At 60.6% G+C, this 12,805-nt stretch carries 14 protein-coding genes and 1 pseudogene; 4 read left to right on the top strand and 11 right to left on the bottom strand.

What is annotated here, in order from left to right; all coding sequences use genetic code 11:
* Nucleotides 1-102: 102 nt before the first annotated feature.
* From AC1DVF_RS20130 to map, 3 genes are all read left to right on the top strand, one after another.
* A complete protein-coding gene (locus AC1DVF_RS20130) occupies nucleotides 103-960 on the top strand; it encodes a LysR substrate-binding domain-containing protein (RefSeq protein WP_477783034.1) in 858 nt (285 codons plus the stop codon).
* A gap of 64 nt (nucleotides 961-1,024) precedes the next feature.
* Nucleotides 1,025-1,252 carry a ParD-like family protein gene (locus AC1DVF_RS20135; RefSeq protein ID WP_007918027.1) on the top strand — a complete coding sequence of 76 codons (228 nt, stop codon included), beginning with the start codon at nucleotides 1,025-1,027 and terminating at the stop codon, nucleotides 1,250-1,252.
* Nucleotides 1,249-2,040, top strand: a complete 792-nt coding sequence (gene map, locus AC1DVF_RS20140; protein ID WP_460128232.1) for a type I methionyl aminopeptidase — start codon at nucleotides 1,249-1,251, stop codon at nucleotides 2,038-2,040. The genes AC1DVF_RS20135 and map overlap by 4 nt, the downstream gene beginning before the upstream one ends.
* A gap of 202 nt (nucleotides 2,041-2,242) precedes the next feature.
* Here the strand turns inward: map and AC1DVF_RS20145 are convergent, their stop codons facing one another.
* The 5 genes from AC1DVF_RS20145 to ribBA all read right to left on the bottom strand — a co-directional run bounded on the left by AC1DVF_RS20145 (nucleotide 2,243) and on the right by ribBA (nucleotide 7,675).
* Nucleotides 2,243-3,397 (bottom strand): ABC transporter ATP-binding protein, encoded by a 1,155-nt coding sequence (locus AC1DVF_RS20145; RefSeq protein WP_099758787.1) that lies wholly within the window; start codon nucleotides 3,395-3,397, stop codon nucleotides 2,243-2,245.
* A 17-nt stretch (nucleotides 3,398-3,414) separates the two neighbouring features.
* Nucleotides 3,415-4,224, bottom strand: a complete 810-nt coding sequence (locus tag AC1DVF_RS20150; protein WP_007918021.1) for an ABC transporter permease — start codon at nucleotides 4,222-4,224, stop codon at nucleotides 3,415-3,417.
* Between the two features lie 6 nt (nucleotides 4,225-4,230).
* Entirely contained in the window at nucleotides 4,231-5,178 is a 948-nt protein-coding gene (locus tag AC1DVF_RS20155; protein ID WP_414926168.1) for an ABC transporter permease, read from the bottom strand.
* The gene (locus tag AC1DVF_RS20160) at nucleotides 5,175-6,200 is read right to left on the bottom strand and encodes an ABC transporter substrate-binding protein (RefSeq protein WP_093437763.1); all 1,026 of its coding nucleotides are present in this window, start codon (nucleotides 6,198-6,200) and stop codon (nucleotides 5,175-5,177) included. Before AC1DVF_RS20160 ends, AC1DVF_RS20155 begins: the two co-directional genes overlap by 4 nt.
* Before the next feature lie 365 nt (nucleotides 6,201-6,565).
* Nucleotides 6,566-7,675, bottom strand: a complete 1,110-nt coding sequence (gene ribBA, locus AC1DVF_RS20165) for a bifunctional 3,4-dihydroxy-2-butanone-4-phosphate synthase/GTP cyclohydrolase II (protein ID WP_093437765.1) — start codon at nucleotides 7,673-7,675, stop codon at nucleotides 6,566-6,568.
* Between the two features lie 68 nt (nucleotides 7,676-7,743).
* Here ribBA and AC1DVF_RS20170 point away from each other — a divergent pair, with 68 nt between their 5' ends.
* Nucleotides 7,744-8,040: a DUF1330 domain-containing protein gene (locus AC1DVF_RS20170; RefSeq protein WP_477783035.1), complete on the top strand. Its 297-nt coding sequence runs from the start codon at nucleotides 7,744-7,746 to the stop codon at nucleotides 8,038-8,040.
* A gap of 123 nt (nucleotides 8,041-8,163) precedes the next feature.
* On the opposite strand, the gene AC1DVF_RS20175 is transcribed toward AC1DVF_RS20170, so the two are convergent.
* From AC1DVF_RS20175 to AC1DVF_RS20200, 6 genes and pseudogenes are all read right to left on the bottom strand, one after another.
* Nucleotides 8,164-8,727: an NUDIX hydrolase gene (locus AC1DVF_RS20175; protein WP_477783036.1), complete on the bottom strand. Its 564-nt coding sequence runs from the start codon at nucleotides 8,725-8,727 to the stop codon at nucleotides 8,164-8,166.
* A gap of 1 nt (nucleotide 8,728) precedes the next feature.
* On the bottom strand, nucleotides 8,729-9,481 hold the full coding sequence (locus AC1DVF_RS20180; protein ID WP_116256671.1) for a GntR family transcriptional regulator: 753 nt from the start codon (nucleotides 9,479-9,481) through the stop codon (nucleotides 8,729-8,731).
* Nucleotides 9,482-9,539: 58 nt separating this feature from the next.
* Nucleotides 9,540-9,929, bottom strand: a complete 390-nt coding sequence (locus AC1DVF_RS20185) for a carboxymuconolactone decarboxylase family protein (protein ID WP_007968634.1) — start codon at nucleotides 9,927-9,929, stop codon at nucleotides 9,540-9,542.
* A 97-nt stretch (nucleotides 9,930-10,026) separates the two neighbouring features.
* Nucleotides 10,027-10,464, bottom strand: a pseudogene (locus AC1DVF_RS20190) (flavin reductase family protein); the annotation flags it as partial.
* 12 nt (nucleotides 10,465-10,476) lie between these two features.
* Nucleotides 10,477-11,958: an aldehyde dehydrogenase gene (locus tag AC1DVF_RS20195; protein ID WP_093437780.1), complete on the bottom strand. Its 1,482-nt coding sequence runs from the start codon at nucleotides 11,956-11,958 to the stop codon at nucleotides 10,477-10,479.
* Nucleotides 11,955-12,788, bottom strand: coding sequence for an alpha/beta fold hydrolase (locus tag AC1DVF_RS20200; protein ID WP_320337015.1), 834 nt, complete (start codon nucleotides 12,786-12,788; stop codon nucleotides 11,955-11,957). The genes AC1DVF_RS20195 and AC1DVF_RS20200 overlap by 4 nt, the downstream gene beginning before the upstream one ends.
* Nucleotides 12,789-12,805: the final 17 nt, after the last annotated feature.

Raw genomic sequence — 12,805 nt, forward strand, 5'->3', positions numbered from 1 at the left:
CACGGTGTGGTTGGGAGTTGCCACAGGCTAGGTCTGTCACGTGACAGTCATTCAATCAATTCAATATGCGAAACGACAGCTAACTATTGATGGAGTCTATGGATGTCCAGCGCCAAACTGCGGGCCTTTCTCGCCGTCGCCCGTCACGGCAGTTTCAGTGCCGGGGCGCGGGCGTCAGGCTTGAGCCAGCCGACCCTGACCACGCAAGTACAAGCCTTGGAACGCCAGCACAATGTTGAGCTGTTCCATCGGCGCGGGCGGCGGATCGAGCTTTCCGATGTCGGGCGGCAGTTGCTGCCGATCGCGCAACGGATTGCCTTGCTGGAACTGGAAGCGCACAACCTGCTGCGCGACTCCGGACGGCTCGACAGTGGTCAACTCAAGGTTGGTGCGGTGGGGCCGTTTCATGTGATCGAAATGGTCGACAGCTATTTGCAACAACATCCGAATATCGATGTGTCGATCCGCGTCGGCAACTCGGCACAGGTGCTGTCGGATCTGGAAAACTATGTGACCGACATCGCCGTGCTGGCCGGGCGTCAGGATGATCCGGCGTTGTGTTCGGTGCGTTATGCGCGGCACGCGATCATCTTGTTCGCGCACCATGAACATTCGCTGGCCAATCGTGGCAGCGTGCGGCTGGAGGAACTGGAAGGGCAGCGGCTGCTGCAACGCGAGCCCGGTTCGACCACACGACTGGTGCTGGAACAGGCTCTGAATGCGGCGCAGGTGAAACCGAGGATCGCCATGGAAATTGGCAGTCGTGAGGCGTTGCGTGAGGCGGTGGTGCGCGGGCTGGGGTTGGGGGTGGTGTCAGAAGCGGAGTTCATTGCCGACCCGAACATCCGCACGATCAGAATCGAGGGCGAAGAACTCTTTACCGAGACTTATTTGTACTGCTTGGCGGAGCGGCGTTCCAGTCGGCTTATCTCATCGTTTTTCGATGCGGCGCTGGGTTGATTTGCAATTTCGCTTAAGCCTTGGCTAATATACGATCCATATACATATCGTATCGGATTCATATATGGGCATCGTAAAGATTTCAGAGGACATGCACGAGAATCTGCGGATCTCCAGCAACGCCCTCAGCCGCTCGATCAACGCGCAAGCCGAGCACTGGATGCGCATCGGCATGCTCGCCGAACTGCACCCCAACCTCGACCACAGTGCGATCTGCCGCTTGCTGATTCGCGCCGAACAAAATGGCGGGCTCGACCTGCAACAACTGACTCAGGAAGCCGTCAGCGCATGAGAAACCAGATCAAGATCAACACCCCGGCCGACATCGCGCAATCGCGCGCTGCCGGCAAACTCGCCGCTGAAGTGCTGGCAATGCTGGTGCCGCACGTCAAGGCCGGCGTGACCACCGATGAACTGGATCGGCTGTGCAACGACTACATCGTCAACGTGCAGAAAGCGGTGCCGGCCAACGTCGGTTATCACGGCTTTCCGAAAACCGTCTGCGCCTCGGTCAACGACGTGGTGTGCCACGGCATCCCATCGGGCACGCCGCTGAAGGATGGCGACATCGTCAACCTCGACATCGCGGTGATCAAGGACGGCTGGTTCGGTGATACCAGCCGCATGTACGTGGTCGGTGAGGCGACACCTGAAGCGCAGCACCTGATCAAGACCACCTACGAGGCGATGTGCGCGGGCATCCGCGTGGTGAAACCGGGCGCCACGCTGGGCGATATCGGCCACGCGATCCAGAGCCTGGCGGAGAAAGAAGGCTTCAGCGTGGTGCGCGAGTACTGCGGGCACGGGATCGGCAAGGTCTATCACGATGAGCCGCAGATCCTGCATTACGGCTTTCCGAATCAGGGCATGAAGCTCAAGGCCGGGATGATTTTTACCGTGGAGCCGATGCTCAATGCCGGCAAGCGTCATGTGAAAAACATGCCGGATGGCTGGACGGTGCTGACCAAGGATGGCTCGTTGTCGGCGCAGTGGGAGCATATGGTGGCGGTGACGGAGACGGGGTTTGAGATCTTGACCGCGTGGCCAGATGAGATTGAAGGCTACCGCGCTATTGTCTGATACCGCGTCGACTGTTTCCCTCACCCTAGCCCTCTCCCAGAGGGAGAGGGGACTGACCGGGTTGTTTTGGCGTTATACATCGACTTGAAAGTCCTGAGTCGAACTCAGGTCCTGAAAAGCCCCCGATCTGCTCCCTTTCCCCCTCGCCCCCCTTGGGGGAGAGGGCTGGGGTGAGGGGGTAAATCTCACAGACAACACGCTATCAGTGAGAACCCGCAGCCTTGTTCAGGTCGCTGTCGGTCCATTCGGTGTAAACGCAGGCGTCTGCGGTGGCCCAGCGCACTTGCACCGGATCGCCAGCCTTGAGCGGCATGCCAGCAGCCGACAACGCTTTCACCGTCATTGATGTGCCGCCCGACGTAACCACACTGCAAGTCTGGCTCTCACCCAGAAACAACACCTCCACCACCTTCGCTGAAACCTCATTCCACCCCGACGGCAGCGGTTCGCTGATCGCTTGCGCCACGCTCAACGCCAAGGCTTTTTCCGGCCGCACCATCAGCAATACATCCTGATCCGTATGCAGCCCAGCGGTCAGTCGAATCGACAATGACTGTCCTTCAAACGAAGCCGCCGCATTGCCCTGCGCCTTGAGCTTGAGGAAGTTCGAATTACCCAGGAACGACGCCACAAACGCATTCGGCGGGTTCTGATAAAGGTCATAACCACTGCCCAGACCCACAATCTTGCCGTGACTGAAAATCGCAATGCGCTGCGACAAACGCATGGCTTCTTCCTGGTCGTGGGTCACGTAAACAATGGTGATGCCCAGGCGACGATGCAGTTGGCGCAACTCATCCTGCAGATCTTCACGCAGCTTTTTATCCAGCGCCCCCAGCGGTTCATCCATCAGCAGGATGCGTGGTTCGTAAACCAGCGCCCGGGCAATGGCGACACGTTGCTGCTGGCCGCCAGACAGTTGCGAAGGGCGGCGATGGGCGAACTGTTCGAGCTGGACCAGTTTCAACATCGCGTCGACACGTTTGTCACGTTCGGCGGCGGCGAGTTTGCGGATCGCCAGCGGAAACGCGATGTTGTCGCGCACCGACAAATGCGGGAACAGCGAATAACGCTGGAACACCATGCCGATGTCACGCTTGTGCGGAGGCACATTCACCAGCGACTGACCGTTGACGAGGATCTCGCCACTGCTCGGCGTTTCAAAGCCGGCGAGCATCGACAGCGTGGTGCTTTTGCCCGAGCCGCTGGAGCCGAGGAAGGTCAGGAATTCACCGTCCTTGATGTCCAGCGAGATGTTGTCGACGGCGGCAAAGTCGCCGTAGTGCTTGTTCAGATTGCGCAGGCTGACCAGGGGTTTGTCATTCTGCTGGGAAGCGTCTTTGATCACGGCACTCATGTCGTACTCCTGGGCGCTCAGGCGCTGATTTCGTTGCGCCGGCGCAGCGCGGCGGCGATGACCATGACCAAAACCGACAAGCCGATCAGCAGCGTCGAAGCGACGGCGATCACTGGCGTCAGGTCCTGGCGCAAGGTGGTCCACATTTTCACGGGAAGCGTTTGCAGTGTGGGACTTGCCATCATCACGCTGAGCACCACTTCGTCCCACGAAACGAGGAAGGCGAAGAGGGCGCCGGCGACCATGCCCGGACGGATCGCCGGGAACGTCACCTTGAACACCGCTTGCAGGCGCGAAGCACCGCAGATCACCGCCGCGTCTTCAATCGACTGATCGAACAGCTTCAGCGAGTTGATGATCGAGATGATGGTGAACGGCAACGCGACGATCACATGGCTGACGACGAAGGCGAACATCGTCCCGGTGTAACCGAGCTTGAGGAACAGCGCGTACACCGCCACGGCGATGATCACCAGCGGCACGATCATCGGCAGGGTGAACAGACCGTAGAGCATTTCCCGACCGGGAAAACGCCCGCGAACCAGCGCAAACGCAGTCGGCAGACCGAGGGCCACGGCGCAGATCGTGGTCAGCACGGCGACCTTGAGGCTGGCCGCGGCGGCGTTCATCCAATCGGGGTTGGAGAAGAACTGGCCGTACCATTTCAGCGTCCAGCCCGGTGGCGGAAACACCAGCCACTGCGAGGAGCCGAACGATAGCAGCACGATGAAGACGATCGGCAACAGCAGGAACAGACCGATCAGCCCGGTGGTTGCATACAAACCGAAGCGCATGCGCCGGCTCATCGCATTGGGGGTCAGGAGCATGTCGGCTTACCTCGCGTTACTGGCGCCAACCGGGGATTCCGGCTGAAGCTTCAGGTAGAAGTAGAACAGCACCAAAGTGATCGCGATCAGCAACGCGGCGCCGGCACTGGCCAGGCCCCAGTTGAGGAACGATTGCACCTGCTGAATGATGAACTCCGGCAGCATCATGTTCTGCGCGCCGCCGAGCAGCGCCGGGGTCACGTAGTAACCGAGCGACATGACGAACACCATCAAGCCACCGGAGGCCAGACCCGGCCGGCACAGCGGCAGGAACACCCGGAAGAAGTTGGTCCACGGGCTGGCTCCGCAAATCGAACCGGCCTGCAGAATCATCGGGTCGATGGCCTGCATGGTTGCCTGCAACGGCAGGACGATGAACGGGATCATGATGTAGCTCATGCCGATCACCACGCCGGTGAGGTTGTGGACCATTTCCAGCGGCTGATCGATGATGCCCATCGCCATCAGAGCCTTGTTGATCACGCCCGACGCTTGCAGCAGCACCAGCCACGAATACGTACGGGCGAGCAGGCTGGTCCACATCGACAGCAGCACGATGTTGAGAATCCAGCGACCCCAGCCACGCGGTACCAGGGTGATCGCCCAAGCCAGCGGAAAGCCCAGCAACAGGCTGAACAGCGTTACCAGCCCGGCCACCGAGAAGGTGTTGAGCAACACTCGGGCGTACGCCGAGTTGGCGAACAGTTGTTCATAGTTGCCAAGGCCCGGGGTCGGTTCGAGCACGCCGCGCAACAGCAGGCCAATCAACGGCGCGAGAAAGAACAGGCCGATGAACAACAGCGCCGGAGCGAGGTTGCCGGCGCCGCGCCAGCGTTGTCTGAGGGACGGGGCTTGCTGCATCGCAACCGCCTGTGTTCCGTGGGCCGAACCGGCAGCGCCGGTGGCGCCCCCGGTGGCAGTGGAGGGACGGGACGCGGTGGCCGCCATTTTCATTTGACCAGCCATTCGTTCCACCGTGTCGCGATGGCCTGGCCGTTTTTGGCCCAGTACGCGAAATCAAGAGTGATCTGATCCTTAGCGTAGGCAGTCGGCAGGTTGGGGGCCAGCGTCGAATCCAGACGCTCCACACTGTCGAGGTTGACCGGGGCGTAGGCGGTCAGGTTGGAGAAGTCGGCCTGGCCTTTGGCGCCGCTGGCGGCGGCGAGGAACTTCATCGCCGCGTCCTTGTTTTTCGAGCCTTTTGGAATCACCAGAATGTCGGCCATGACCAGATTCTGTTTCCAGCTCACGCCGACCGGTGCGCCGTCTTCTTGCAGGGCGTGAATGCGACCGTTCCAGAACTGGCCCATGCTCGCTTCACCTGACGCCAGCAGTTGCTGCGACTGCGCGCCGCCGCCCCACCAGACGATGTCCTTCTTGATGGTGTCGAGTTTTTTGAAGGCGCGATCCAGATCCAGCGGGTAGAGCTTGTCGGCCGCCACGCCGTCGGCCAGCAGCGCCAGTTCGAGCACGCCAGGGCTTGGCCATTTATACAGCGCGCGTTTGCCCGGGTAGGTTTTGGTGTCGAACAGGGCGCTCCAGTCCTGTGGCTTGTTGGCGCCGAGTTTGCCCTCGTTGTAGCCGAGGACGAAGGAGAAGAAGAACGAGCCGACGCCGTGATCGCTGACGAAACGCGGGTCGATCTTGTCGCGCTGGATCACTTTGAAATCGAGGGGTTCGAGCAGGCCTTCAGCGGCGGCGCGCAGGGCGAAATCGGCTTCGACATCGACCACGTCCCACTGCACGTTGCCGCTCTCGACCATGGCTTTGAGTTTGCCGTAGTCAGTCGGGCCATCCTGCACGACGGTGATGCCGCTGGCCTTGCTGAACGGATCGGCCCAGGCCTGTTTCTGCGCATCCTGGGTGCTTCCGCCCCAGCTGACGAAGTTCACGCTCTCGGCAGCCATTGCAGCCTGGCCGGTAACGCTGAGCAGTCCCGCAAAAAAGATCGCGGTTGCAGCTTTGTTCAACACCATTTTTACGCCCTCATTGTTGTGTTTTTGAGCGGGCTTGCGTTGTTGCCCGCCTGTCGGGAGCAGTAGATGGACGTTCGTTGGAATGTCCGGTCTATGGAATATCATATTATGGTATTCCAAACTTTGTGCAAGCACTTTGCCTTACCGGTTATCTGGCCGGGCGGTTATTTGATGCGTTCGGCTTGAATGTTTTTTGTGAATGTCAGATCCAGCCCCTCACCCCAGCCCTCTCCCTTCGGGAGAGGGGGCCGATTGGAGGCTGTTCAAAACCTCAGTTCGACTCGGTATCTCAAGTCGGCGTATAGCGACTAAACACCTCGGTCGGCTCCCTCTCCCTCGGGGAGAGGGCTGGGGTGAGGGCAGCTTCACTCGGTAAACGGAATACTCTCGACCACTTCCAGGTCATAACCTGTCAGGCCGGCGTATTTCAGAGGAGGGCCCAGGTGACGCAGCTTGCCAACCCCCAGATTCTGCAGAATCTGCGCCCCAGTCCCGACCTCCGAATAAATCCGCGATTGCGAACGACTGAACTGCCTCGGCGGCTGAGTCAACTGCGGCACCCGCTCCAGCAGCGCCTGCGAAGACTCGTGATTGGCCAGCACCACCACAACCCCGTGCCCCTCAGCCGCGACCCGTTGCAACGCCGCCCACAGCGTCCAGTTCGTCGGCCCGCTATATTCCGCGCCAACCAGATCCCGCAGCGGATCGATCACATGCACGCGCACCAGTGTCGGTTCTTCACGGCGCAGATCGCCCATGACCATCGCCATGTGCACGCCGCCCTCGATGCGATCCTCAAAGGTGATCAAGCGGAACGTGCCATGCACCGTCGGCAGTTCCCGTTCGCCRATGCGTTCAATGGTGTGCTCGGTGCTCAGGCGATAGTGGATCAGGTCGGCGATGGTGCCGATCTTGATCCCGTGCTTGCGCGCAAACACTTCCAGATCCGGGCGACGGGCCATGGTGCCGTCGTCGTTCATCACCTCGACGATCACCGAGGCCGGCGTAAAACCGGCCAGACGCGCCAGGTCACAACCGGCCTCGGTGTGGCCGGCGCGGGTCAGCACGCCACCTTCCTTGGCGCGCAGCGGGAAGATGTGGCCGGGCTGCACCAGATCTTCAGCGCGGGCATTCGGCGCGACGGCGGCGGCCACGGTGCAAGCGCGATCTGCTGCGGAGATGCCGGTGGTCACGCCAACCGCTGCTTCAATCGATACGGTAAACGCGGTGCTGAACACGCTGCCATTGGCCGGCACCATCTGCTCCAAACCCAGACGCTGGCAATGTTCGTCGGTCAGGGTCAGACAAATCAGCCCGCGCGCTTCGCGGGCCATGAAGCTGATCGCCTCGGGCGTGCAACGGTCGGCGGCCAGCAGCAGGTCGCCTTCGTTTTCGCGGTCTTCGTCATCGACCAGCAAGACCATTTTGCCGAGACGATAATCTTCGATGATTTCTTCGATGTTGTTGAAGGCCATGCTGGACTCTCAGGGTTCGTTGGAAATATATTGGTATACCATAATACACAATCAACAAAGAGGTCATTATGAAGGCGTACTGGATTGCTCATGTGGATATAGCTGATGCCGATCACTACAGCCAATACACCCAGCGCGCGCCGGCAGCGTTCGCTGCGTTTGGCGCGAAGTTTCTGGCCAGAGGCGGGCGCAGCGAGGCGATGGAAGGGCGCCAGACGCCGCAACGCAGCGTGGTGATCGAGTTCGAGAGCTACGAAAAAGCCGTGGCGTGCTACCACTCGGCGGCGTACCAGGAAGCGAAAAGTTACCGCGAAGAATGGGCGAGGGCGGAAATCGTCATCGTTGAAGGCATCGCCCCAATTTAAGCAACACCACTAAACACTGTGGGAGCGAGCTTGCTCGCGAAGGCGTCGTGTCAGTCGATACACATGTTGAATGTCTGACCGCATTCGCGAGCAAGCTCGCTCCCACAGGGGGATAGGCAATCTTCAGCGGATAAAGTGAATCTTGCCGCTATCGTCATTGCCCATGTAGATCCCATACACCCCAGCCTGGCGTTCTTCGATATAGCGCTCGAGAATCTGCCGGATCGCCGGGTAATAGATCTGTTCCCACGGAATCTCTTCCGGCGCGAAGAACTTGTAATCCATAGTCTCCGGCCCGTACTGCCCGGTGATCTGCAGCGCGATCGCACGGAAGATGATGTACACCTCGCTGATCTTCGGCACGCTGAAAATCGAGTACGGCGAGACGATTTCCGCGCGCACACCGCTTTCTTCCCAGACTTCGCGGACGGCCGCTTGCTCGGTGGTCTCGCCGCTTTCCATGAACCCGGCGGGCAGCGTCCAGGTGCCCGGGCGCGGTGGGATCGCGCGTTGGCACAAGAGGTATTTGCCGTCCTGCTCGATGATGCAGCCAGCAATGATCTTCGGATTGACGTAGTGGATGTAGCCGCAGCCGCGGCACATCAGGCGCTCGTGCGTATCGCCCGGCGGCACCTGCTGACCGAGGTCAGGGCCACCGCATTTCGGGCAATAGCTCGGGCTGAACATATCAGTGACCTATACGGGGTTCTTTCAGCGCGATGGGCAGGGTGATGTTCGGCGTGGCGCCGGTCTCTTCCTGTTTGCGCTTGAGGTAGTCGAGCGCCACCGCAGCAGCGGCGCGAACGTGATCGACGCAGGCCTGATGCGCCGCCAGCGGATCGCCGCTTTTGATCGCCTCGACCATTTTTTCCATTTCGTGGTTACTCGCGCCGCGACGGTTTTCCTGGGACACCGAGGTCGCGCGCAGGTAGCTGATACGCGCCTGCAACTGGCGCAGTTGAGTCGCCGCCACATGGTTGCCCGAACCTTCGAGCAGCACGTCGTAGAAACCCTGCACCGAGTCGATCACCTGTTGCAGTTCGCCGTCCTTGAGCGCCTTGCGGTTGTCGTCGAGGGCTTTTTCCAGGGCTTTGATGTCCTTGGCCTTGGCGCGCAGGGTGAACAGCTGCACGATCAAACCTTCCAGCACGCAACGCAATTCGTAGATATCGACGGCGTCGGCCAATGTGATGATGGCGACACGCGGACCTTTGGCATCGGCGAACTCGACCAGGCCTTCGGATTCGAGGTGACGCAAGGCTTCACGCACCGACGTACGGCTTACACCGAGGCGATCGCACAGATCGCGCTCGACCAGACGATCGCCTGGCATGAGCTGGAAATTCATGATCGCGCTACGCAGTTTATCCAGCACGATTTCGCGCAGGGTAACGGGGTTGCGATTGACCTTGAAGCTGTCGTCGAGTGGCTGGCGTTTCATGGGGTCCGCTCTTTAAGTTGGCTGTCCATGCCAGACGGGCATCTAAACAGCCGAGGGTTTAACTGGAGGCCTCGGCGTCGGCTTCGGCAAAGGCTTCACGGGCCAGCCGGAAACTGTCCACGGCTGCCGGAACGCCGCAATAAATGCCGACCTGAAGCAGAATTTCGCGTATTTGCTCACGACTCAGGCCGTTACGCAAGGCGCCACGCACATGCAGCTTGAGTTCGTGCGGACGGTTGAGCGCCGAGATCATCGCCAGGTTGATCATGCTGCGCTCCTTGAGCGACAAACCCTCACGCCCCCAGACATGGCCCCAGCAGTATTCGGTAACCATTTCCTGCAGCGGACGGGTGAAGTCGTCGGCGTTCTCTATCGAACGCTGCACGTAGGCTTCGCCGAGCACCTGAGTGCGGATCTTCAGGCCCTTCTCATACTTTTCGTTACTCATCATTCCTCCTGTGACCACGGTCCCTTGTAGGAGTGAGCCTGCTCGCGATAGCGGACTGACATTCAACATTGATGTCGACTGATCCACCGCTATCGCGCGGCGTCACCGGTTGTTCGGGCAGGATCAGGTTCTTCACCGCGCCAACAATGATCGCGTGGTCGCCACCATCGTATTCACGCCACAACTCGCACTCGATGATCGCCGTCGCTTTGGCCAGAATCGGGTTACCGAGTTCGCTCAAATGCCACGCGATGTCCTTGGCCTTGTCCTTGCCTTTACTGGCGAAAGCATAGGCCTCAGCCGTCTGGTCAGCCGACAGCAAATGGATCGCAAATTTCTTGCTGTCACGTAGCACCGGGTAAGTGTCGGAAGCATAGTTGGGACAGAACAACACCAGCGCCGGGTCAATCGACAGCGCGCTAAAAGCGCTGGCGGTGATGCCGACGATCCCACCCTCAGGGTCAAGGGTGGTGACCACCGTGACGCCGGACGGGAACGAGCTCATGACGTCTTTGTAAATGCCGGGTTCGATCATTTCGCAGGACTCCTAGCGCATCACAAACGGATCAGGCATTGGTGCCTGAGAAAGGTTGATCCACACCGTTTTCAGTTCGGTGTAGGCCAGCACCGAATCGATGCCGCTTTCGCGTCCATAGCCACTGTTCTTGAAACCGCCGATCGGGGCCATTGCCGACACCGCACGGTAGGTGTTGACCCAGATGATCCCGGAGCGCACATCGCGAGCGAGGCGGTGAGCACGGCCCAGATCACGGGTCCAGATGCCAGCCGCCAGGCCGAACTGTGAGTCGTTGGCGATCGCCAGTGCTTCGGCTTCATCTTTGAAGCGAATCACCGACGCCACCGGGCCGAAGACTTCTTCCTGCATGATCTTCATCGAATTGCGGTCGCATTCGAACAGCGTCGGCTCGTAGAACCAGCCTTCGCCAAGATCCGCCGGGCGCTTGCCGCCAGTGCGCAAACGCGCGCCTTCAGCGATGGCGTCGGCGACCAGACCTTCGACCACTGCCAATTGCTGCGCGGTGGCCATCGGGCCCATCTCACTGTGGTCTTCTTGCGGGTTGCCGATGCGAATGCGCTGGGCGCGTTCGACCAGTCGGCTGACGAATTCGTCGTAGATCTCGTCCTGCACCAACAGTCGCGAACCCGACACGCAGCTCTGTCCGGAGGCCGCGTAGATCCCGGCGATCGCGCCGTTGATCGCGCTGTCCAGATCGGCGTCGGCGAAGATGATGTTCGGTGATTTGCCGCCCAGTTCCAGCGACAGCTTGGCGAAGTTCTCGGCGCTGCTGCGCACCACATGGCGCGCTGTCGCCGCGCCGCCGGTGAAGGCAATCTTGCGGATCAGCGGATGGCGGGTGAGGGCGGCGCCAGTGCTTGGGCCGTAACCGGTGACGACGTTGACCACGCCCGGCGGAATCCCGGCTTCGAGCGCCAGACGTGCCAGTTCAAGAATGGTCGCCGAAGCGTGCTCGGAAGGCTTGATCACAATCGTATTGCCAGCGGCGAGGGCCGGGGCGAGTTTGATTGCGGTCAGGTACAGCGGGCTGTTCCACGGAATGATCGCGGCGACCACGCCCATTGCTTCGTGCACGGTGTAGGCGAACAGGTCGGGCTTATCCAGCGGCAGCGTGCCGCCTTCGAGCTTGTCGGCGAGGCCGGCGGTGTAGTGGAAAAACTCCGGCAGATAGCTGACTTGCCCACGGGTTTCGCGGATCAGCTTGCCGTTGTCGCGGCTTTCCAGCTGCGCCAGTTGTTCTTTATTTTCGGCGATCAAGTCGCCGAGACGGCGCAGCAATTTGCCGCGTGCGGTGGCAGTCAGGCCACGCCATGCCGGGCTGTCGAAAGCAGTCTGTGCCGATTGCACGGCGCGTTCGACATCCGCCTCATCAGCGTCGGGCAGTTCGGCCCAGGCTTGCGCCGTGGCCGGGTTGAGGCTTTCGAAGGTCTTGCCGGAGAGGGCGTCGACCCATTCTCCGCCGATGCACATCTGGAAGCGTGCGAGTGTCATGCAACGATCCCCTTTATATGGTTTTGTCGGGAGTGTGCGAATTGCAGAAATTCCAGCAGCGTCTGGTTGACCAGGCGCGGCGACTCTACCGGCATCATATGCCGTTGCTCGGCCAGCACGGCAACCTTCGCACCGGGGATGCGTCGGGCCAGTTGCTCGGCCATTTCCGGGGTCGAACCCGGATCGAGTTCACCGGTGGCGATCAGCGTCGGCGCCTGAATGCTGCCCAGGTCGTCGGCGCGGTACATGTCTTGGGTGGCGAACAATTCGTAGGTGGTCAGGTAACCCTGAGGATCATTATTGGCGAGGGTCTGGCGCAATGCGGCGATCTGCGCCGGGTTGGCCGCCTGATACTCGCGGCTGAACCAGCGCGACAACGCCGCTTCGGCATTGGCGTCCGGGCCATGTTCGGCGGCTTGCGCGGTACGGGCGATGACGCCGGCACGCTGTTCTTCGCTGCGGTTGAACACACTGTTCAACACCACCAGGCTTTGCAGGCGCTGCGGGTAATGCAGGGCAAAGGCCCGCGCGACCAGACCGCCCATGGAGAAACCGATCACCGCTGCCTGCGGCAGATTCAGGTGATCGAGCAGCTCCAGCAACTGATCGGCGTAACCGAGCAGGTTGGTGCCGCTGGCTGGTCGCGGGCTGGCGCCATGACCAAGCATGTCGTAGGCGATCACTTGGTACTGGCTGGACAGACCGACGATCTGCCCGCCCCACATTTCTTTGTTCAGGCCCACGCCGTGGATCAATACCACGGGCTGGCCTTGGCCGGTCGCCAGGTAACTGGTGCCAGCCGGGGTGAGTTCAGCGGTGAGCCGAATCATGGAGCGCTCCTGCAATG

This window comes from Pseudomonas sp. P4_D7 (genome assembly GCF_056401755.1).

Bases quoted from the DNA above. Each gene is read 5' to 3' on its own strand.
- map (WP_460128232.1), top strand. From the start codon at position 1,249: ATGAGAAACCAGATCAAGATCAACACCCCGGCCGACATCGCGCAATCG.
- AC1DVF_RS20175 (WP_477783036.1), bottom strand. From the start codon at position 8,727: ATGTTCAGCCCGAGCTATTGCCCGAAATGCGGTGGCCCTGACCTCGGT.
- AC1DVF_RS20160 (WP_093437763.1), bottom strand. From the start codon at position 6,200: ATGGTGTTGAACAAAGCTGCAACCGCGATCTTTTTTGCGGGACTGCTC.
- AC1DVF_RS20145 (WP_099758787.1), bottom strand. From the start codon at position 3,397: ATGAGTGCCGTGATCAAAGACGCTTCCCAGCAGAATGACAAACCCCTG.
- AC1DVF_RS20180 (WP_116256671.1), bottom strand. From the start codon at position 9,481: ATGAAACGCCAGCCACTCGACGACAGCTTCAAGGTCAATCGCAACCCC.
- AC1DVF_RS20185 (WP_007968634.1), bottom strand. From the start codon at position 9,929: ATGAGTAACGAAAAGTATGAGAAGGGCCTGAAGATCCGCACTCAGGTG.
- AC1DVF_RS20170 (WP_477783035.1), top strand. From the start codon at position 7,744: ATGAAGGCGTACTGGATTGCTCATGTGGATATAGCTGATGCCGATCAC.
- AC1DVF_RS20150 (WP_007918021.1), bottom strand. From the start codon at position 4,224: ATGCTCCTGACCCCCAATGCGATGAGCCGGCGCATGCGCTTCGGTTTG.
- AC1DVF_RS20155 (WP_414926168.1), bottom strand. From the start codon at position 5,178: ATGAAAATGGCGGCCACCGCGTCCCGTCCCTCCACTGCCACCGGGGGC.
- AC1DVF_RS20195 (WP_093437780.1), bottom strand. From the start codon at position 11,958: ATGACACTCGCACGCTTCCAGATGTGCATCGGCGGAGAATGGGTCGAC.
- AC1DVF_RS20135 (WP_007918027.1), top strand. From the start codon at position 1,025: ATGGGCATCGTAAAGATTTCAGAGGACATGCACGAGAATCTGCGGATC.
- AC1DVF_RS20200 (WP_320337015.1), bottom strand. From the start codon at position 12,788: ATGATTCGGCTCACCGCTGAACTCACCCCGGCTGGCACCAGTTACCTG.
- AC1DVF_RS20130 (WP_477783034.1), top strand. From the start codon at position 103: ATGTCCAGCGCCAAACTGCGGGCCTTTCTCGCCGTCGCCCGTCACGGC.